Source organism: Sphingomonas sp. GW821-FHT03E12 (assembly GCF_059420685.1).
In genome coordinates, this window is sequence record NZ_JBWKUF010000003.1 from 188,202 (window position 1) to 208,597 (window position 20,396).

The 20,396-nt window shown below is 66.4% G+C and carries 14 protein-coding genes; 10 read left to right on the forward strand and 4 right to left on the reverse strand.

The features are described from left to right. Positions 1–66 precede the first annotated feature (66 nt). Positions 67–1,959, forward strand: coding sequence for an XrtA/PEP-CTERM system amidotransferase (locus AC07TU_RS10455; protein WP_495187847.1), 1,893 nt, complete (start codon positions 67–69; stop codon positions 1,957–1,959). Between the two features lie 148 nt (positions 1,960–2,107). Here AC07TU_RS10455 and AC07TU_RS10460 read toward each other — a convergent pair whose 3' ends face one another. After that, positions 2,108–2,548 carry an MAPEG family protein gene (locus AC07TU_RS10460; protein WP_495187848.1) on the reverse strand — a complete coding sequence of 147 codons (441 nt, stop codon included), beginning with the start codon at positions 2,546–2,548 and terminating at the stop codon, positions 2,108–2,110. A 143-nt stretch (positions 2,549–2,691) separates the two neighbouring features. Between AC07TU_RS10460 and AC07TU_RS10465 the strand changes: the two genes are divergently transcribed. Continuing rightward, positions 2,692–3,894 (forward strand): MFS transporter, encoded by a 1,203-nt coding sequence (locus tag AC07TU_RS10465; protein WP_495187849.1) that lies wholly within the window; start codon positions 2,692–2,694, stop codon positions 3,892–3,894. A 177-nt stretch (positions 3,895–4,071) separates the two neighbouring features. Further along, positions 4,072–4,572 carry a YbjN domain-containing protein gene (locus tag AC07TU_RS10470; protein WP_495187850.1) on the forward strand — a complete coding sequence of 167 codons (501 nt, stop codon included), beginning with the start codon at positions 4,072–4,074 and terminating at the stop codon, positions 4,570–4,572. A gap of 18 nt (positions 4,573–4,590) precedes the next feature. Here the strand turns inward: AC07TU_RS10470 and AC07TU_RS10475 are convergent, their stop codons facing one another. Further along, positions 4,591–5,823: an MFS transporter gene (locus tag AC07TU_RS10475; protein ID WP_495187851.1), complete on the reverse strand. Its 1,233-nt coding sequence runs from the start codon at positions 5,821–5,823 to the stop codon at positions 4,591–4,593. 147 nt (positions 5,824–5,970) lie between these two features. On the opposite strand from AC07TU_RS10475, the gene AC07TU_RS10480 reads away from it, so the two are divergent. Beyond that, a complete protein-coding gene (locus AC07TU_RS10480) occupies positions 5,971–6,549 on the forward strand; it encodes a TetR/AcrR family transcriptional regulator (RefSeq protein ID WP_495187852.1) in 579 nt (192 codons plus the stop codon). 75 nt (positions 6,550–6,624) lie between these two features. Then, positions 6,625–8,280, forward strand: coding sequence for an MFS transporter (locus tag AC07TU_RS10485; RefSeq protein ID WP_495187853.1), 1,656 nt, complete (start codon positions 6,625–6,627; stop codon positions 8,278–8,280). On the opposite strand, the gene AC07TU_RS10490 is transcribed toward AC07TU_RS10485, so the two are convergent. After that, positions 8,277–9,290: a LacI family DNA-binding transcriptional regulator gene (locus AC07TU_RS10490; protein WP_495187854.1), complete on the reverse strand. Its 1,014-nt coding sequence runs from the start codon at positions 9,288–9,290 to the stop codon at positions 8,277–8,279. The genes AC07TU_RS10485 and AC07TU_RS10490 overlap by 4 nt on opposite strands. Positions 9,291–9,412: 122 nt before the next feature. Here AC07TU_RS10490 and AC07TU_RS10495 point away from each other — a divergent pair, with 122 nt between their 5' ends. The 5 genes from AC07TU_RS10495 (at position 9,413) to AC07TU_RS10515 (ending at position 19,796) form a co-directional block, all read left to right on the forward strand. Next, on the forward strand, positions 9,413–10,876 hold the full coding sequence (locus tag AC07TU_RS10495; protein ID WP_495187855.1) for an MFS transporter: 1,464 nt from the start codon (positions 9,413–9,415) through the stop codon (positions 10,874–10,876). 329 nt (positions 10,877–11,205) lie between these two features. Then, a complete protein-coding gene (locus AC07TU_RS10500) occupies positions 11,206–14,625 on the forward strand; it encodes a TonB-dependent receptor (protein WP_495187856.1) in 3,420 nt (1,139 codons plus the stop codon). Positions 14,626–14,698: 73 nt separating this feature from the next. Further along, positions 14,699–16,249 (forward strand): tryptophan halogenase family protein, encoded by a 1,551-nt coding sequence (locus AC07TU_RS10505; protein WP_495187857.1) that lies wholly within the window; start codon positions 14,699–14,701, stop codon positions 16,247–16,249. Further along, a complete protein-coding gene (locus AC07TU_RS10510; protein WP_495187858.1) occupies positions 16,246–17,736 on the forward strand; it encodes a tryptophan 7-halogenase in 1,491 nt (496 codons plus the stop codon). The genes AC07TU_RS10505 and AC07TU_RS10510 overlap by 4 nt, the downstream gene beginning before the upstream one ends. 47 nt (positions 17,737–17,783) lie before the next feature. After that, positions 17,784–19,796: a glycoside hydrolase family 97 protein gene (locus tag AC07TU_RS10515; RefSeq protein WP_495187859.1), complete on the forward strand. Its 2,013-nt coding sequence runs from the start codon at positions 17,784–17,786 to the stop codon at positions 19,794–19,796. A gap of 9 nt (positions 19,797–19,805) precedes the next feature. Here AC07TU_RS10515 and AC07TU_RS10520 read toward each other — a convergent pair whose 3' ends face one another. Further along, positions 19,806–20,369, reverse strand: coding sequence for a DedA family protein (locus AC07TU_RS10520; protein ID WP_495187860.1), 564 nt, complete (start codon positions 20,367–20,369; stop codon positions 19,806–19,808). Positions 20,370–20,396 lie beyond the last annotated feature (27 nt).

Genomic DNA, 20,396 nt, shown 5'->3' on the forward strand with positions numbered 1-20,396 from the left:
GCGCTTGCACCTTGACGTCATCCCCGCGAAAGCGGGAGCCATGTACGGGGCGGGAACGATCAGCTGATGTGCGGGATTGCGGGTCTATATTATCCGGGCGTGCCGAAGCCGGTCGAGCCCTTGCGCATCAAGGCGATGACGGACGTTCTCGCGCATCGCGGTCCCGATGGGTCGGGCGTGTGGACCGCGCCGGGCGTCGGGCTGGGGCATCGCCGCCTGTCGATCATCGACCTCGCGGGCGGCGCGCAGCCGATGGCGACGCCTGAGAGCGATGTCGTCGTCAGCTACAATGGCGAGATCTACAATTTCCTGGAGGTGCGCGCGGAGCTGGAGGCCAAGGGGGCGCTGTTCCTGAGCAACAGCGACACCGAAGTGCTGCTGCATGGCTGGCGCGCCTGGGGTCCGGCGATGCTGGGCAAGCTCAACGGCATGTTCGCGATCGCGCTGTATGACGCCCGTACGCAATCGCTCCTGCTGGCGCGCGACCGGCTTGGGGTGAAGCCGCTCCACTATGCCGAATTGTCCGACGGTGCGGTTGCATTCGCATCGGAGATCAAGGGCTTACTGGCGCATCCTCTGTTCCGGCGGCAACCCGATTTCAGCGCGGTCGAGGATTTTCTGGGGCTGGGCTATGTGCCCGACGACACGTCGGTTCTGGCCGGGGTGAAGAAGTTGCCCGCGGGCCATTATCTGCTGCTCGAGCGCGGCAAGCCGGTGCCTGCGCCGACGCAATGGTGGGACGTCGACTTCTCGAAACGGGCCAGGGGATCGGTCCGCGATCTCGAGGCTCAGTTGATCGACCATATGCGCGCGGCGGTGCGATCGCGGATGATCGCAGACGTGCCGCTGGGCGCATTCCTGTCGGGCGGTGTGGATTCGAGCGCGGTGGTCGCGCTGATGGCCGAGACCAGCCGTAACGCGGTGAAGACCTGTACGATCGGGTTCGACGAAGCGGGCCATGACGAGCGCGTCTATGCCCGCGCAGTCGCCGAGCGCTTCCGGACCGAGCATCGCGTCAAGACCGTCGCGGCGGACGACTTCGAGCTGCTCGATACGCTGGTCCATCATTTCGACGAGCCGTTTGCCGACGCATCGGCGCTTGCGACCTATCGGGTGTGCGAGCTGGCGCGCGAGACGGTGACGGTGGCGCTGTCGGGAGACGGGGCGGATGAGGCTCTGGCGGGCTATCGCCGCTACAAATTCCACGCCGCCGAGGAACGGGTGCGCGGGCTGTTCCCCGCGGCGGTGCGGCAGGGCGTGTTCGGGACGCTGGGGCGCTTCTATCCCAAGGCCGACTGGGCGCCGCGCCCGCTGCGCGCGAAAACGACGTTGCTGGCGCTCGCCGAGGACTCGGGCGCGGCCTATGCCAAGGCGGTGGGGGTGACGGTGCCGTCGGTGCGTCTTGGCCTCTACACGGACGCCGCGCGCGCGCAGCTCGGCGGGCACCGGGCGGAGGCCCGCTATGTCGAGACGATGCACAATGCCCCCGCACGCGACGGCCTCGACCGTGCGCAATATGCCGATTTCAAGCACTGGCTGCCCGGTGACATCCTGACCAAGATGGACCGCACCAGCATGGCCGTCAGCCTGGAGGCACGCGAACCGCTGCTCGACTATCGCTTCGTCGAGTTCGCCGCGACCTTGCCGGCATCGATGCGGATCCGGGGCGGGCAGGGCAAATGGCTGATGAAGAAGGCACTCGAGCCCTATCTGCCCAAGGACATTCTCTACCGCCCGAAAATGGGGTTCGTGACCCCGGTTTCGGCCTGGTTCCGCAAGGCGCTGGCGGACGAGGCGGCGGCGCTGTCGCGTTCTCCCGTGCTGGTGGGAAGCGGCTGGTTCGACCCCAGGGCGATCGCCCGCCTTGCCGAGGAGCACCGCAGCGGCCGTGCCGAGCACGGACGGACGCTGTGGCAGCTGATGATGCTCGAACGGAGCCTCGCGCGCCTGTTCGGGTAGGACAATTCCTCCCCTGAGCTTGCTCAGGGGAGGGGGACCATCCGCGGAGCGGATGGTGGAGGGGCGGCGGTGGTACACCGCCGTCTGCGCGGCGACCCCTCCGTCATCGCTTCGCGATGCCACCTCCCCCGGTGGGGGAGGAGCTACTTCAATGCAGGCTCACACCCCAGAACGCCATTGCGGCGTGGACGGTGAGCATGACCAGCGGGATCGTCGCCAGCGTGAACAGCGCGAAGCGCACCATGACGCGGTTGACCGTCGCCTGCACCAGGCTGTGGATGATGCGCAGGACGACATAGGCCCAGGCGATCTGGGCGTTGAAGCCATCGCCCTGACCCATCAGTGCGAGCGTCAGTGCGACCGCGTAGAAGATCGTCGGCTGTTCCATCAGGTGGTTGTAATTGTCGGCCGGCCACTGGCTTTGTGCCGGGATGATCTGCTTGAGGTCCTTGCCGGTGCCCCCGGTCAGCTTGCCGACATCGATCTTCGCCGCGCGCATCGCCGGGATGCGGCGCGCGTAGAGCCATACCCACATCACGAGCGACCAGCCGACCAGCGCAATCACCGGTCCCAGAATCTGTGCGTGCATCGATTATCCTCCCCCGAAATCAATCGCGTGAAGCTGCACCAGCAAAGGCGGCTTGGAAAGATTTCATTTCAAAACGCATAGAGCATGGAAAGTCGCGGGTGATGCACGATATAGGGCGCCTGTCCGCTGGCAGGGGGTATCATATGAAGCGCGCATCCATCGTCATCGCTGCCGCGGCGATCATCGTCACCATCGCGATGGGCGTGCGCCAGGCGTTCGGCCTGTTCCTGCCCGACATGAGCGCGGGGCTAGGCATCGGCCGGTCGAGCTTCGGCCTTGCCCTTGCGCTTCAGAACCTGTTGTTCGGTCTCGTTCAGCCCATTGTCGGGGCGCTCGGCGACAAGCACGGGGCCGGACGCGTCGTCGCGGTGGGGACGTTCGTCTATATCGTCGGGCTGATCGGCGCGTCGCTGGCGACCAATGCCATCGGGCTCCACCTTTCGTTCGGCGTGCTGGTCGGCATGGCGCTGTCGGCGACCACCTTCGTCGTCGTGCTGGGCGCGGTCGGCCGGGCGGTTCCGGCCGAGAAGCGAAGCATGGCGTTCGGCATCGTCACCGCGGGCGGATCGCTTGGCCAGTTCCTGCTGGTGCCGACCGGGCAGTTGCTGATCGGCGAACTCGGCTGGCGCATGGCGCTGGTCGCGATGGCCGGGATTGTCGCGGTGATGTTCGTGCTGGCGATCGGCGTGGCGGGCAAGCCTGCCACTGTGGCGGCCACGGGCGACGCGCCGAGCCAGACGCTGGGTGAGGCGTTGCGCGAGGCGACGGCAAATCGCGGTTTCTGGCTGCTCAACGCCGGCTTCTTCGTCTGCGGATTCCACATTGCGTTCATCGCGACGCACTTTCCCGCCTACCTCGCCGATAAGGGGCTGGGTCTGTCGATCGGCGCCAATGCGCTGGCGCTGGTCGGGCTGTTCAACATCTTCGGCTCGTATCTCTTCGGCATCTGGGGCGACAAGCGCAGCAAGAAATATCTGCTGAGCGGGCTCTATGCCGCGCGCAGCGTGGTGATGATCGCCTTTCTCGCGCTGCCGCTGACGCCGTTCACCGCGCTCGCCTTTGCCGCGGCGATGGGGTTCCTGTGGCTCGGCACGGTGCCGCTGACCAGCGGGCTGATCGGGCAGATCTTCGGCATCCGCTATCTCTCGACGCTCTATGGCATCGTCTTTCTGAGCCATCAGGTCGGCAGCTTCTTCGGCGCGTGGAGCGCAGGGCTGATGTTCGACCTGACGGGCAGCTATGACAGCATCTGGACGGCGTCGGTCGCGCTCGGCTTCATGGCGGCGATCGTCCACGCGCCGATCCCCGACCGGCCCGTGCCGCGGCTGCGTGAGGCTGCGGCGTGAAGGCGCTCGGCCTGATCGCGCTCGCGCTGGTGCTCGCCGGGGGCTGGTGGCTGTGGCAGGCGGCGGGGCCGGACGTGTTGCTGGGCGCGATGATCCAGTGGTGCGGATGACCCCTTGCCTCTGGGCAGGGTTTGCGCTGTAGAAGGCCCTCAATTCAGGGGAATAATCGTGCGCAACATGATCTGGTTCGGAGCGGCGCTGGCCGCGTTCACGGCGAATGCGCAGGCGCAGCAGGCGCCGACTCCGGTCGATCTCACCGATCCCGCCAAGGTCGCGAAGCTGGTCCAGGATCTGGGCTACAAGGCCGAGCTCAAGGCCCGCGACAACGGCGAACCCTATATCAACAGCGCCGCCAACGGATCCAACTTCAGCATCGAGTTCTACGGATGCGAGAAGGCGGTGAAATGCACGTCGATCCAGTTCTTCGCATGGTACAAGAAAGAGCCCTGGTACAATGCGGCGCTGACCGACAAGTGGAACGCGAAGAAGCGCTTCATCAAGGCGGCGATCGACAAGGACGGCGACTTTTCGACCTATATGGACATCACCGCGCTGGGCGGGACGCGTGAGTCGTTTGCGGACAGCCTCGATTGGTGGACGGTGGTCACCAGCGATCTGTTCGAATTCTTCGACGAGGAAAATCCCGCCAAGGCAAAGGCCGCCGCGCCAGCCAAATAGGCGGCGCGGCCCGGCGCCTCAGGCGGGCTGTTCGCTGGCGAGCGCCGCGTCTTCGGGCACCGCGCCGGCCTCCCGGCTGCCACCGAGCGCGCGTTGACCGAGCGCGGTGACGAGCAGCGCCAGCACCGCAGCGGCGACCGAGACCCAGAAGCCGTTCTGTGCGCCGAACTTGTCGACCACCCAGCCGGCGACGAACGCGCCCAGCGCCATGCCGATACCGATGCCGGTCATCACCCAGGTCACGCCCTCGGTCAGCACCTCGGGCGGGACGCGACGCTCGACCAGTCCGAAGGCGGTGATGAAGGTCGGCGAGACCGCAACGCCGCTGATGAAGATCGCGATGGCAAGCGCGGTCACGCTCCCGACCAGCAGCAGCGGCAGGGTGGTGAGGAGCAGCACGCCGAGCACGACGAGCAGCTGGCGGTGGAGCGGGAAGCGCAGGTTGAGCGCGCCGAGGATCAGGCCGACGACGAACGAACCGAGCGCATAGACGCCGATCACCAGGCTGGCCGCACCCGGCTCTCCGAAATCGCGGGTCAGCGCGACGGTAGTGACTTCGGCGGTGGCGAAGATCGACCCCACGAAGATCAGCGCAAGGGTCACGAACTGGACCGGCCGCAGGAAGATCGCCGAGCGATGTGCGCTGTTCTCGTTTACGCGCACCTTGGGCTCGGTGGCGCGCTGTAGGACGAAGGCGGTCATTCCGATGGCGAGCAACAGGGTCGAGACCAGTACGCCCGCTTCGGGGAACAGCGCGACGCTGAGCCCGACCGAGAGCGAGGCACCGGCGATGTAAACCAGCTCGTCCGCGACCGATTCAAAGGCGAAGGCGGTGTTGAGCTCGGGCTTGTCGCGGAATATCTCGGTCCAGCGTGCGCGAACCATCGCGGGCATGCTGGGCATCGCGGCTGCGGCGAGGGCCGAGGCGAAGAGGGTCCAGACCGGCCAGTCGAGGCGGGTGGCGAGCATCAGCAGGGTAAACGCAGCGACAGCGATCGCGGTGGCCGGGACCAGCAGCCGGCTCTGCCCATAGCGATCGACCAGCCGCGAGATCTGCGGCGCCATGAAGGCGTTGGTCAGCGTGAAGGTAGCCGCGACCGCGCCGGCCAGCCAATAGCCGGTGCCCGATTGCGCCATCATCGTCACGATCCCGATCGGCGCCATCGCGATCGGCAGGCGGGCGACGAAGCCGGCGGCGGCAAATCCCTTGGTCCCCGGGGCACGGAAAATCTCGCGATACGAACCGAACATGGCCTTGATCTCCCGGACTGGAAATGCAGGCCCTGACAGCTTACATACGGTCCGTATGCGAGTGAAGTGGTGACATACGTTGCGTATGTCAATGCATTGCTCGGGAAAAAATCTGAGGGTGAGATGTCGCGCAGATCGCGTCCGGAAATGATCGCCGAAACCCGCGCCAAGCTGATCGCCGCGGCGCGCAAGGCGTTCGGCGAGCAAGGCTATGCCGAGGCGTCCATGGATGAGTTGACCGCCGCGGCGGGCCTGACGCGCGGGGCGCTCTATCATCATTTCGGCGGCAAGCAGGGGCTGCTGGAAGCCGTGATCGCTGAGATCGATGCGGAGATGGCCGGGCGGCTGGCAGCGGTCACCGCGGCGGCGCCGACCCGCTGGGACGGGCTGGTAGCGGAGAATATCGGCTATATCGAGCTTGCGCTGGAGCCCGAGGTGCAGCGGATCATGCTGCGCGACGGCCCCGCGGTGCTGGGCGACCCCGCCAACTGGCCGGGTGCGCTCGCCTGCATCGCATCGATCCGCCGCCATATCGAGCAATTGCAGGCCGATGGCGTGGTGCGCAGCGAGATCGATCCCGAGGCAGCGGCGCGGATGATCTCCGGCGCATCGACCGATGCGGCGATGTGGATCGCCAACGCCCCCGATCCGGCAGAAACCTCGCGCCGCGCGATCCCGGCGTTCAAGGCGATGCTGGAGGGATTGCTGCGCGCCGGCGGAGCGTAGGAGCGCAGATAAAGGCCGCCTGCCGGTAGCCTGAAGCGTGTTGCCTGTTGGATCGCCCGGCCGGGTCCGGCATGGATGCTTTCCATGCCGCCGAGTCACCCGAGTCCGTTCGCCATCCCGCTGTTCCGGTCGGTATGGATGGCGAGCCTCTTCTCGAACTTCGGCGGGCTCATCCAGTCGGTCGGCGCCTCATGGATGATGATCGGCCTTGGCGCGTCGGCGCAGATGATCGCGCTGGTTCAGGCCTCGACGACGCTGCCGATCATGCTGCTTTCGCTCTGGGCGGGTGCGGTCGCCGACAATCTCGACCGCCGCCGCGTGATGCTGGCCGCCCAGTCGTTCATGCTGGTCGTCTCGGCGGCGCTGGCGGCCTTGACCTGGGCCGGGCTGATCACGCCCTGGTCGCTGCTGATCTTCACCTTCCTGATCGGCTGCGGCACCGCGATCAACGGCCCGGCCTGGCAGGCGTCGGTGGGGGATATGGTGCCCCGCCCGGTGCTGCCCGATGCGGTGGCGTTCAACAGCATGGGGTTCAACATCGCCCGCAGCGCCGGGCCGGCGCTGGGCGGCGCGATCGTCGCGGTGGCGGGCGCCGCAGCGGCGTTCCTGGTCAACGCGCTGAGCTATATCGGGCTGATCGCGGTGTTGTTCCGCTGGAAGCCGGGCCTGCCGCCCCGGCGGTTGCCGCGCGAACGGCTGGGCGTCGCGATGGCGGCGGGCATCCGCTATGTGCGCCTGTCGCCCAATATCCGCGTGGTGCTGGCGCGCGCGGCGCTGTTCGGGTTCGGCGCGAGTGCGTTACCCGCGCTGATGCCGCTGATCGCGCGTGACCTCGTGGGCGGTGGAGCGCTGACCTACGGCCTGCTGCTCGGCGGGTTCGGCGCAGGCGCGGTGCTGGGCGCGATCGGCAGCCGGCGGCTGCGCACGCTGCTGTCGACCGAAGCGCTGGTGCGGGTCGCGTCACTGATGCTGGGCGGCGGCGCTGTGCTGATCGCGCTCGATCCGGGACTGGTCCTGACCCTGTTCGCGCTGGTGCTGGGCGGGTCAGGGTGGGTCGCCGCGCTGTCGACCTTCAACGTCAGCGTCCAGATGGCGTCGCCCCGCTGGGTCGTGGCGCGCGCGATCGCGCTCTATCAGATGGCTGCGTTCGGCGGGATGGCGGGCGGGAGCTGGGCGTTCGGCACGATCGTCGAGCAGCGCGGGCTGCCTGCGGCGCTGATCGCAGCGGGCAGCGTGCTGCTGGTCAGCATCCTTGCCGGACTGCGCTATCGCGTTCCGGCGATCAACCAATTCGACCTCGATCCGCGCGATGGCTGGCAGGAGCCTGAGACCGCGATCCCCGTCGAGCCCCGCAGCGGGCCTATCGTCATCACGATCGAACACCGGATCGCGGCGGCCAACGTCCCCGAATTCCTGCGCGTGATGAGCGAGCGGCGCCGCATCCGCCGCCGCGACGGCGCGCTCGCCTGGACCCTGCTGCGCGACCTGGGCGAGCCCGATCTGTGGGTCGAACGCTATCATGTGCCGACCTGGATCGACTATGTCCGCCATAACCAGCGGCGCACCAATGCCGATGCGACGAACAGCGCGGCGATCCGCGCGCTCGAGATCGAGGGCTATGAGCCGGTCGTGCATCGCCGGATCGAGCGCCAGACCGGATCGCTGCCCGATGCGCGTGCGCCCGACGCGCGCGAACTCGATCCGGTGACTGATCCGACGCGGTCGAGTTAGGCGCCGCAGGATTCGCGGACGATCAGGTCGGTTGGCAGATATTCGGGCTGGTGGTCGGGATTGGGGTCGAGCACGCGCGAGACGAGCTTGCGCCCCGCTTCCTGCGTATTCTGCCGGATCGTGCTCAGCGCGGGGGTGCTGAGCCGTGCGAGCAGCATGTCGTCATAGCCCACCACCGACACGTCGTTCGGCACCGACAGCCCGGCGCGGCGCAGCGCTCGGATCGCACCGAGCGCGATCAGGTCGCTGGCGGCGATGATGCCGTCGAACGCGATATGGCGTCGCAACAGGCGGGTGACGGCGGCTTCGGCGGATTCGAGCTCGAACTCGACCTGGGCTGAAAGCTTGGGATCGACCTCGAGCCCGCTTTCCTTGAGCCCTTCCAGATAGCCGCGGCGGCGCTGCTCGGCCTCGGGATCGCTGCCGCCGAGGAACAGGATCTTCTTGCGCCCCAGCCGCGCCAGGTGAAGCGTCGCGCGGCGGCCGCCGAGCAGATTGTCCGATCCGACGCTGCCATAGGCCTGTCCGGGCATGCGCGCGCCCCACACCACGAACCGGGCATTGGTCTCGGCAAGGCGGTTGAATTCCTCATGCAGCATGCTCTGGCCGAGGAAGATGACCCCGCTCGCGCGGCTGGTGGTGACGACCGAGACGAGGTCGTCATAGTCGGTCGGCGCAGTGTGGCTGACGGTGAAGTCGCAGCCGCGCGCGCGCGCCGCCTCGCCGATATTGGCGAGCAGCTCGAGGAAGAAGGGGTGCGAGAGCGGCAGCGGGCCGCCGCGCATGTGCGGCGTCACGATCGCGATCGATCCTTCCGCCCCGATCGGCGCGGCGGGCATGTGGCGGCGGAAGGGATATTCATGATCCCGCGCCAGCGCCCAGATGCGCTGCTTGGTCCGCGCGCTGATCAACGGATGATCGTTGAGCGCGCGCGAGACGGTCGAGATCGAGACGCCGGCGAGCCGCGCCAGATCCTCGAGCGTCGTATTGTTGTTGCCCGTGTGGTTCATTCGCCTCAAATTGACCTCTTCGCCGGCACCGCCGGGGTTAACGCACCGAAAGTGTGAGTTTGCAAGGAAGGGGAGAGGCGCGGGGGGATCATGCCGGGGCGGATGCCGCCGGTCCTCCACCCATGCGCTTCGTGCAGATCTGGAACATGTGCCTCGGCCTGTTCGGGGTGCAGATCGTCTGGGGCCTCCAGAACGTCAACACGAGCCGCATCTTCCAGACGCTGGGCGCGAACATCGACGAACTGGCGATCCTGTGGATCGCCGGGCCGGCAGCGGGGCTGCTGATACAGCCGCTGATCGGGCATCTGAGCGATCGTACCGCGGGGCGGTTCGGCCGCCGCCGTCCCTATATCTTCGCGGGCGCGACGCTCGCCGCGCTGGCGCTCTTCGCGATGCCCAATGCGCAGACCCTGTGGGGCGCGAGCCTGTTGCTGTGGCTGCTCACCGCGTCGATCAACGTTGCGATGGAGCCGTTCCGCTCGCTGGTCGCCGACAAGCTGCCCGAGGGGCGGCGCACCACCGGCTTCGCGATGCAGGTGTTCTTCATCGGCCTTGGCGCGGTGTTCGCCTCCGCCTTGCCATGGATGCTCACCAACTGGTTCGGGGTGAGCGCACATGCCGAGCCCGGCGTGTTGCCGATGTCGGTGCGTGCGGCCTTCTACATCGGCGGGACCTGCCTGTTCCTGGCGGTAGGCTGGTCGGTACTGACCACGTCCGAACGTCCGGGCCGTGCCGATCCCGGTCGTATCGATGCGCATATGATCCCGACCGCGGCGGGTGCGGCGGCGCTGGCGCGCAGGGGCGTCATCTGGCTGATCGGCGGGGCGGGTGTGGCGCTGGCCGCATGGCTCGCCGGGGGCAAGCGCGAAATCTATCTGCTTGCGGCGATGGCGGTCGTCTTCGGTCTTGCCCAGCTCGCCGCGGTGTGGCTGCGCCGCCGTGGCCGGCAATCGCTGGGCATGCTCGAGATCGTCGAGGATATCCTGCACATGCCGAAGCTGCTCGCGCGGCTGGCGATCGTGCAGTTCTTCACCTGGTTCGGGCTGTTCGCGATGTGGATCTACGCGACGCCCGCGGTCGCGGAGCGCCATTACGGCACCGCCGATCCCACGCTGCCCGCCTATCACGCGGCAGCGGACTGGGTGGGTATCCTGTTCGCGGGCTATAACGGGGTCGCGGCGCTGGGCGCCTTCCTGCTGCCGCTGGTCGCGTCGCGGATCGGGCGGCGCGCGACCCATGCCTTCTGCCTGCTCGCCGGAGCCGCCGCGATGCTCGGTTTCGCGGTGATCGACGATCCACGGATGCTGTGGCTTTGCGCGCTGGGTCTTGGCTGTGCCTGGGCGTCGATCCTGTCGATTCCCTATGCGATGGTCGCGAGCGCGGTGCCGCCGGGCAAGGCCGGGGTCTATATGGGCATCCACAACATGTTCCTGGTGCTGCCCCAGCTCGTCGCCGCAACCATATTGGGGCCGCTGATCGGGCAGGTCTTCCATGGCCAGGCGATTGCGGCGTTGCTGCTCTCCGCCGCGTCCCTGGGGCTGGCGGCGCTCGCCAGCTTCACCATTCCCAAACGCTGCGCTGCCTGACGCGATCCTTGCGCCGCCCGAGTCGGCGCGCATGGGGGAGCGGTTCCGCATGGCGCTATCTATGCAAATATTTGCATTATGTGCAACGTGTATTCGAGTTTCGTCGCATGATTCAGGCTGCGTCATCAGCCATGACGTCATATATATATTTGTAAAATAGTAATAATATGGGCCATTCGCACGATCCGGAGTGCTCTGCAAATTTCTGCTTGCCTCTTTGCGCAGTTTACGCAAAGTTACGCAAGTCAGAGGGGCGGTGCTGCGCATGCGCCCGGTCCCGCTGATCAGAACGGGCCGACTCCGATGGGGCGGTCATGGGGAGGATGGGGATGAAGGGAACGGACTGGGGCCGCGGCTGTCATGCCGCTTTGCGCGGTGGCGTATCGCTGGCGGCGCTTGCAATCATCGCAATGGCAGGGGCCGCACAGGCTCAGGACAGCGCATCGACCGCGCAGCAGGCGCCCGCGGACGGCACGCCGCAAGAAGACGCGTCGAACGCCGACATCGTTGTCATCGGGGTTCGTGCCGCACTCGCCACGGCGCAGAACATCAAGAAGAACGCCGACACCTTCGTCGATTCGATCACTGCGACCGATATCGGTGCCTTCCCCGACAAGTCGGCCGCTGAAGCGCTTCAGCGCGTGCCGGGCATCACCGTCGGCCGGCTTCAGTCCGCCGACGACAGCACGCACCCGTCGGGTGAGCCGACCAGCGTGCTGATCCGCGGCCTCACCCAGGTCCGCACCGAGTTCAACGGCCGCGACAGCTTCTCCGCGGACTCCGCGCGCGGCCTCCAGTTCAACGACGTGTCGCCGGAACTGCTGGCAGGCGTCGATGCCTATAAGAACCAGACCGCCGAGATGATCGAGGGCGGGATCGCGGGCACGGTCAACCTGCGCACCCGCCTGCCGCTCGACCAGAAGGGGCTGTTGCTGACCGGCAGCGTGAAGGCGAACTATGGTGATCGTTCGGAGCGCTGGACGCACGAATTCTCGGGCCTGATCAGCTACTCGGTCGAGACCGGGATCGGCCGCTTCGGTATCCTCGGCAACTATGCCGAGAGTCATGTGGTGACGCGCACCGAAAGCGTCATCATGGACAAGATCGACACCTATTGCACCGCCGGCTTCGGCACGGCGGATCGTGCGATCGTGTCGGCCGACGGCACCATCCCGTGCACTGCCAACCCGTTCGGCGGCACCAGCTGGGCCTATGCGCCGGACGGCATCCGCTATTCGCAGGTCGATTATGACCGCAAACGCCGTGGTATCGCCGGCGCGGCCCAGTTCGAGAATAATTCGGGCACGCTCAAGGCGGTGGTGCAGTATATCGACTCGCACTACACCAATGCCTGGCTCGAGCGTGCCAGCCACACCGTCTTCGACGGCAACTATTTCGGCACGCGGGCATTCAATCCGCGTTCTGGATCCGTCCTTGCTGGCAGTAGCGGGCTGACCTTCGGGTCGAACGGCATGCTGCAGTCGGGCCTGCTGACCCAGCCGCACGGCAGCTTCAGCGGCACGTTCGAGAGCGTGCAGGCGGCGATCAACGCGGGCTCCGCGGTGCCCGGCATGCCCTTCGTCAACTATTGTGGCGCAGGCGTGTGCGGGGCCAACCCCCGCAACGGTCTCTATTTCCAGAACGAGGCGCGCAATTTCGCGCACAAGGAAGGCACGAGCGACCTTTCGGCGAATATCAAATGGGATCCGACCGACCGGCTCCACTTGAGCGCCGACGTGCAGTTCATCGACGCATCGACCTACAATAACGACATCCTGGTCGCGACCGGCTCGATGGCGAACATGCAGTACAGCGTGAACAAGGACGGCACGCCACGGGTCGAACTGCTGCCGGGCAGCAACGTCAATTATGCGGCGGGCGGGCTCGCCAATCCGCACAATTACTGGCTTCCCTTCATCCAGGGCCATGTCGAGGACAATGACGCGCAGGAATTCGCCTTCCGCACCGACGCGGAGTATGAATTCGCCGATGGCGGCTGGCTCGACTCGCTCAAGGTCGGCGTGCGCTATGCCAACCGCCGCCAGAAGGTGCGCTACTCGACCTTCAACTGGACCGCGATCGCGCAGAACTGGAACTGCAACGGACCGGGCTTCAACATCGACAACACCACGGGCGGTGCCTATCCGACCGGCACCGGCAATTGCGGGGGCAACGCGGGGCATGCGCCGTTCAAGGGCTATGGCGCGGGTATCTGGGAATCGGCGAGCCTGGGCGATTTCTATGACGGCCAGTCCTACCCCAACGGGCCGCTGGTCTATCTCAATCGAGCGACGCTCCAGAACTTTCCCAAGCTGATCTCGTCGCTGAGCGGCGCGGCGACCAACTCGCCGCTCGGCACCGGCTATACCGCGATCTGCGACCGCGCCGAGGCGACGGTGGACGATTGCTTCACCCCGGGTGAGGTGATGCAGGTCCGCGAGAAGACCAAGGCGGCCTATGCGATGCTGCGCTTCGGCGGGCCCGACAAGACCATCTTCGGCGGGATCACGGTGGCGGGCAATGTCGGCGTCCGTGTGGTGCGTACCGAAGAGGACAGCATCGGCAGCATCGCCTTCCCGGCGGCGAACATCTTCGACGGGCTGCCGGCTTGCGGTACGCCGTTGTCAGGCAACAACATCGTCAACATCAGCTGCTACCTGACGCCAGCGATCCGCGCCTATGCCAATGGTGCTGCCACAGGCGATACCTTCCAGTCGTCACGGACGGACTGGTTGCCGAGCTTCAACGTGCGGTTCGGGCTGGATGACAAGAACTTCATCCGCTTCGCCTATTCCAAGGCGATGTCGCGGCCCGACATCGGTCTGTTGCGCAATTCGCTGGCGATCAACAACCTGATGATCAACACGACGCCGGACTCGCCCTACATCATCTTCAACTCGCCGACCGCACCCAAGACCGCGGCCAATGTCGTGGGCTACAACTTCGTCTTCTCGGCGAATTCGGGCAACGCGGCGTTGAAGCCACTGAGCGCACACCAGTTCGATCTGTCGTTCGAACGCTATATGGGGCCGAGCACGTCGCTGACGATCGGCGTGTTCTACAAGCAACTGCACAATGCCATTTCCTATGGCCAGTTCCTGCGCACCATTCCCAATGGCACTTCGACCCAGACCGTCCAGATCAACGGGCCGAGCAACGTCAAGAATGGCGGCAGGCTGATGGGCGTTGAAGTGGGTTACCAGACCTTCTTCGACTTCCTGCCCGGCTGGCTGAGTGGTCTCGGCACGCAGCTCAACTATACCTATGTCCATCAGTCGGGGATCAAGAACTCGAACCTGATCACCGCATCGTCGAGCGGTGATATCGGGGCGTTCGGTGCGGGGCAGCAGGCGCTGGGCGGTACCGGTTTCGTGATCGACTCCAAGCGCCTCGCCGGGATTTCGGACCATACGTTCAACGCGGTGGCGCTGTATGAGAAGGGACCGATCGGCCTGCGCGTCGCGTATAACTGGCGGTCGCGCTACCTGACGCAAAATCTCGACTGCTGCATCGGCCTCCCGGTGTTCCAGAAGGCGGCCGGGTTCCTCGATGCGTCGCTCCGTGTCTCGCCGACCCGGTTCCTCGAGCTTTCGATCGAGGGATCCAACTTGCTGAACACCACCACCGTGTACCAGCAGCAGGTGTTCGGGGACTCGCCGCAGACGCCGGGCGCTGCGCCCAAGTTCATCGACTCGGCCTGGAACCGTGTCGACCGGCGCGTCCAGTTCGGCGCACGGTTCAAATTCTGACTTTCCCCTTGGCGCCGCCGCGATCTGCCGTGGCGGCGCCTTTTTTCTTCCGCTGACCAGCCAGGGCGCGCAGATGCAGGCGAACCTCCAGTCCTCTTCCCGCGAGCAGTTCAGGATCGTGATCCTGGGCGGCGGCACGGCCGGTTGGATGTGCGCGGCCGGGCTGGTTCGGCTACTCGATGCCGCAGACTACAGCATCACGCTGATCGAATCCGACGAGATCGGCACGGTGGGGGTCGGCGAGGCGACGCTGCCGCACATCAAGACCTTCAACGACATGCTCGGGCTCGACGAGGCCGAGTTCCTGCGCGACACGCGCGGCAGCATTAAGCTGGGCATCGAGTTCGTTGGCTGGAACCGGCCGGACGACCGTTACATCCACCCGTTCGGCACGTTCGGTGAGCCCTGGGCCGGGGTGGATTTCCAGCATAGCTGGGCGCGGGCACGATTGGCGGGGCGCGATATCGGTTCGCTCCAGGACTATAGCTACGCGATCGCGCTGGCGCGCGCGAACGGGTTCGAGCTCCCGGATCCCGACCCGAAGTCGATCCGCTCGACCTATTCCTACGCCTATCATTTCGATGCCGGCCTCTACGCCGCATTCCTGCGCAACTGGGCGACCGCGCGCGGGGTGGAGCGGGTCGAGGGGCAGGTGATGGAGGTCGGCCGCGACACGGCCACCGGCAACGTCGAAACGCTGACGCTCAAGTCCGGCGCCAAGATCGCCGGCGATCTGTTCGTCGATTGCAGCGGGTTCCGCTCCTTGCTCGTGGGACAGACGATGGCGGTGCCGTGGTGCGACTGGAGCCGCTGGCTGCCGTGCGATCGCGCGCTTGCCGTGCCGTGCGAGCGGGTGGCGCCGCTCACCCCCTACACCCGCGCGAGCGCGCAACGCGGCGGCTGGATCTGGCGGATCCCGCTCCAGCACCGCACCGGCAACGGCCATGTCTTTGCGAGCAGCTATTGCAGCGAGGACGAAGCGCACGCCACGCTGATGGCGGCGATCGATGGACCAGCCCTTGCCGAGCCGCGGCTGCTGCGCTTTCAGGCCGGGCGGCGTGCCCGGGCTTGGGAGGGCAATTGCGTGGCGATCGGTCTTGCCGGCGGGTTCCTCGAGCCGCTGGAGTCGACCAGCATCTTCCTGATCCAGGCCGCAGTCACTGACCTGGCCGGCCTGATGCCGACACGGACGACAGGTATCGACCCGCGGCTTGCCGCCGAGTTCAACCGGCTGTTCGAATTCCACTACGACCGCACCCGCGACTTCATCGTACTGCACTATACCGCCAATGCGCGAACGGGTGAGCCGTTGTGGGACCATGTCCGCACGATGGAGCTGCCTGACAGTCTCGCGCACAAGATCGCGCTGTTCGAGGAGTGCGCGGCGGCGCCCGACTATACGCTCGGACTGTTCTCGCGCGACAGCTGGCTCTCGGTACTTGAGGGGCAGGGGGTGCTGCCGCGCGCCTACAACCGGTTGGCGGACTGCATCCCGATCAATGCCCTCGAAAGCCGTCTCAATGATCTGCGCGCGCGGATTGCTTCCAGCGCGACCGGGCGCATTTCGCATGCCGCGTTCCTTGCGGGGTATTGCGGTGAAGTCGAACTGGAGCGCGCCCGATGAGAATGGCGACGCGCATCGTGGTTGCAGGGCGCGATACAGCGCTTTGGCTGAGCGCAGTGATGCTGGCGCGTGCGCTGGAGCCGGCGGGTGTCGTGGTCGCCGTGGTCGAACTGCCGGGAATAGGCAGCCCCGCCGACGTCCATCCCACGCTGCCGCCCCTGGAGGCGCTTCACAACCGGATCGGGATCGACGAGGCCGCGTTGCTGCGCACCGTTGGCGGCTGCTTCTCGCTGGGGCATAATTTCACCGACGCATCGGGCATGGTACCGGCTTTCCTCCACGCCTATGGCGTAGCCGGTGCACCGATCGCGGGCGGCGACTTCTTCGCCTATTGGCTCAAGGCCCGTCGCTACGGGCTGCCGGTCCCGCTGGAAGAATTCTCACTCGCCGCGGCAGCGGCGCGGCATGGCCGGCTGCTGATCCCGAACGAAGAGACCGAAGTCTATGGGCGCAGCGACTATGGCTATCATCTGCCTGCGGCCGCCTATGCGCAGAGCCTGAAGTCGCTGGCGGAAAGAGCGGGCGTCGTCGTCCATTCGGCGCAAGGCTTGCGGCCGGTCTTGGACCCTGAGCGCGGTGATATTGTCGCGATCGAAACCCGCAACGGGCGGGTCGAGGGCGACCTGTTCATCGATGCCACCGGGCCGGAAGCGGCGCTGATTGCGGCGATCGATCCGGGGCGTGAAAGCTGGCGTACCCAGTTCCCGGCCGATCGAATGCTGGTGGCGCGCGGGCCGGGCATCGCGCCGATCCCGGTCTATGCCGAAGTCCGGGCTTGGGAAGGCGGGTGGACCGCGCTCCACCCCGCGATCGGGGCGACGCATGTCGTGCAGGCCTATGCCGCGGGCGCGTGCAGCGATGACGCGGCATCGGATCGCGCCCGGAAGGTGAGCGGGCTGGCACTCGACGATGCCGTGATCCGGCAACTCGATCCTGGCCGTCGGACGGCATGGCGGCGCAACTGTATCGCGATCGGCGAGGCGGCATGCGTCTTCGATCCGGCGCATGGTGTCGACCTGCATGCGATCCAGCTGGGGCTGGTGCAACTGCTTGCGAACTTTCCCGCGGGCAACGGGGGGTATGACGCGCGTCGCGCCGAGTATAACCGCGTCATGCACGCGGCGTTCGAGCGGGTGCGCGACTTCCAGTCTGCGCACTACGCGCTCGCCCGTTATGCCGGAAGCTTCTGGGTGGAGGGCCGGGCTGCGCCGCGGCCGGAGGCGGTGTCCCATGCCATCGACCTGTTCCGCGTGCGGGGCGAGATGCCGCCGTTCGAGCAGGAGAGCTTCCTTCCGGACAGCTGGCGTATGCTGTTCAGCGGTCATGGGATTGTTCCCGAAAGCCATCTGCCCGAGATCGATCGCACGCCACCCGACGAGGTGAAAGCACAGTTGCGGCGCATGCTAGGCTTTGTGCGGGAACAGGTGCTGAAGGCGCCGACCCATGATCAGTATCTCGCGCGCATCCTGGTCAAGCCGCTGTCGTGACGCGACCCGCTTCATTGAAACCGACCTCCCATGGAAGAGACTTCCCGATGATCCTGCGCATCCTGACTGTGCTGACCCTGATCGCTGCGCCCGCCGCGGCCAATGCCGCCGAATGCGCGCAATCGCCGGGCAAGGTCATCGAGCTGTGCGTGTCGGTAGAGCGGGGAGAGGCGCACTACACGGTGCACCGCAACGGCAAGGAACTGCTCGCACCCGCGCGTCTTGGTCTGGACTTTAAGGGGGAGCCCGCTGCCCGGTTCACGGCACTCGCCGCAGCCGGGCGGCGGGCGAATGACACGAGCTGGGAACAGCCCTGGGGTGAACAACGGCTGATCCGCGACCGTCATACCGAGTTCGGGGTGACACTGACGGGAGATACGCCGCTCAATCGCGCGGTGCGCGTCGAGTTCCGGCTGTTCGATGACGGCTTCGGCTTTCGCTACGCCTATGATGCGATCCCCGCCGGGCAGGCGGTCGAGGTCGCCGGCGAGCGCACCGAGTTCCGCCCGGCCGGCGCGTGGCAGGCCTGGTGGTATCAGGCGCTGGGTTCGGATCGCGACGAATATCTCTACACCCAGACCGATGCCCGCCGCATCACACTGGCCGAGACACCGCTGACGATGCGGAGCGCGGATGGCGTCCATCTCTCCTTTCATGAGGCGGCGCTGGTCGATTTTCCGAGCATGCTGCTGCAGGGCGACGGCGCGGGTGCGCTCAAGGCGTGGCTGATGCCGCTGCCCGGCGGGGTCGCGGCGCGCAAGACCGGACCGTTCGTCACGCCATGGCGCACCGTGCTGATCGGCGACAGCGCCGCCGCGCTCGCCGACAACCGGCTGACCCTCAACCTAAACGAGCCCAACAAGCTCGGCGATGTCAGCTGGTTCAAACCCGGCAAATATGTCGGCGTGTGGTGGGAGATGCACCTCAACAAGACCAGCTGGGGCAGCGGCGCCTATCACGGCGCGACCACCGCCAACGTCAAGCGCTACATCGACTTCGCCGCCAAATACGGGTTCGACGGTGTGCTGGTCGAGGGATGGAACAAGGGCTGGGACGGCGACTGGATCGCCAATGGCGACAAGTTCAGCTTCACTCAGCCCTATCCCGATTTCGACCTTCCCGGGCTGGCCGCCTATGGCAAGGCGCGCGGGGTCAAGCTGATCGGGCATAACGAGACCGCGGGCGCGATCCCCAATTACGAGGCACAGCTTGCCGATGCGCTCAAACTCTACGAGGGCGCCGGCGTGTCGGTGATCAAGACCGGCTATGTCCGCCCGAGCGGTACGCTGGTCGATACCGCGGGCGGTCAGCACTGGTTCGCCGACCAGTATCTGGTCCGCCACCATCTGCATGTGGTGGAGGAAGCGGCGAAACATCGCATCGCGATCGACACGCACGAGCCGGTCAAGGACACCGGCTTGCGCCGCACCTGGCCCAATTGGGTGAGCCGCGAAGGTGCGCGCGGGCAGGAGTTCAATGCCTGGGGCAACCCCACCAACCCGCCCGAACATGTCGCGATCCTGCCCTTCACGCGCATGCTCGCCGGGCCGATGGACTATACGCCCGGGATCTTCGACCTGACGCAAGGCAAGACCGAGCTGACGCGCCGGGTGCAATCGACGCTGGCGACGCAACTGGCGCTCTATGTCGTGATCTATTCGCCCGTGCACATGGCCGCCGACCTTCCGGAGAATTATACGGCGCGGCTCGACGCCTTCCAGTTCATCCGCGACGTGCCGACCGACTGGGAGACCTCGAAGACGCTGGCGGGCGAGATCGGCGACTATGCCGTCGTCGCGCGCCAGCAGCGCGGCGGACAGGACTGGTTCCTGGGTGCGGTGACCGACGAGATGCCGCGCAAGCTGCTCCAGCCGCTCGACTTCCTGGCGCCGGGCAAGCGCTACGAAGCGCAGATCTATCGCGATGCGCCCGACGCGGACTTCCGGCACAACCCGCTTGCGCTGGAGATCGAGCGCCGCGTCGTCACCAGCGCCGACCGTCTTGAGCTTGCGCTTCGTCCCGGTGGTGGAACGGCGATCCGCTTCAAGCGGCTGGACTAGGCATGCGCGTCAGGCGCGATGCGCCAGTGTCCAGCGATGGACGAGGCGGCGGGCGATCAGGAACAGCGCCAGCACCGCGGCGAACCCGAGCAGCAGATGTTCGATCAGGCGCAATTCGCCCAGCACGAACGCCATGCTGTTGCCGAGTGCATAGCCGAGCCCGGTGAAGGAATTGGCCCAGATGAAGGATGCGATGGCGTTGAGGAGCGCGAAGCGCGTTCCGCCGATTCCGGTCGTGCCGATCGCGAGCGGGCTGACCGCCTGAAAGCCGGGAATGAAGTGATAACCGAAGACGAACCCGCTCGGATGGCGTTCGAACAGCGATCTGGCGCGCGCGAAGCTGGGCCGCGCCATCATGCGCCGCACGAACGGCCGGTCGCGCAGGCTGCGGCCGAGGAAGAAGAATCCCTGACTCGAGGTGAAGGCGGCAAGTGATCCGGCGCCGACCGCGCCCGGCACAGACACCAGATCCTGATGCGCGAGCACGCCGCCCATCGCTACCGCAAGCTCGCCCTGGAAGAAGGCGCTGACGAGGATCGCGACTACTCCATATTCGGCGAGGAAGGATTCCATCGGCGATCCCTGTCGGTTGTATCCCGC

Coding starts and splice junctions, on each gene's coding strand:
- AC07TU_RS10485 (WP_495187853.1), top strand. CDS start 6,625: ATGCTTTCCATGCCGCCGAGTCACCCGAGTCCGTTCGCCATCCCGCTG.
- AC07TU_RS10495 (WP_495187855.1), top strand. CDS start 9,413: ATGCGCTTCGTGCAGATCTGGAACATGTGCCTCGGCCTGTTCGGGGTG.
- AC07TU_RS10470 (WP_495187850.1), top strand. CDS start 4,072: ATGATCTGGTTCGGAGCGGCGCTGGCCGCGTTCACGGCGAATGCGCAG.
- AC07TU_RS10460 (WP_495187848.1), bottom strand. CDS start 2,548: ATGCACGCACAGATTCTGGGACCGGTGATTGCGCTGGTCGGCTGGTCG.
- AC07TU_RS10500 (WP_495187856.1), top strand. CDS start 11,206: ATGAAGGGAACGGACTGGGGCCGCGGCTGTCATGCCGCTTTGCGCGGT.
- AC07TU_RS10480 (WP_495187852.1), top strand. CDS start 5,971: ATGATCGCCGAAACCCGCGCCAAGCTGATCGCCGCGGCGCGCAAGGCG.
- AC07TU_RS10475 (WP_495187851.1), bottom strand. CDS start 5,823: ATGTTCGGTTCGTATCGCGAGATTTTCCGTGCCCCGGGGACCAAGGGA.
- AC07TU_RS10455 (WP_495187847.1), top strand. CDS start 67: ATGTGCGGGATTGCGGGTCTATATTATCCGGGCGTGCCGAAGCCGGTC.
- AC07TU_RS10515 (WP_495187859.1), top strand. CDS start 17,784: ATGATCCTGCGCATCCTGACTGTGCTGACCCTGATCGCTGCGCCCGCC.
- AC07TU_RS10465 (WP_495187849.1), top strand. CDS start 2,692: ATGAAGCGCGCATCCATCGTCATCGCTGCCGCGGCGATCATCGTCACC.
- AC07TU_RS10505 (WP_495187857.1), top strand. CDS start 14,699: ATGCAGGCGAACCTCCAGTCCTCTTCCCGCGAGCAGTTCAGGATCGTG.
- AC07TU_RS10490 (WP_495187854.1), bottom strand. CDS start 9,290: ATGAACCACACGGGCAACAACAATACGACGCTCGAGGATCTGGCGCGG.
- AC07TU_RS10520 (WP_495187860.1), bottom strand. CDS start 20,369: ATGGAATCCTTCCTCGCCGAATATGGAGTAGTCGCGATCCTCGTCAGC.
- AC07TU_RS10510 (WP_495187858.1), top strand. CDS start 16,246: ATGAGAATGGCGACGCGCATCGTGGTTGCAGGGCGCGATACAGCGCTT.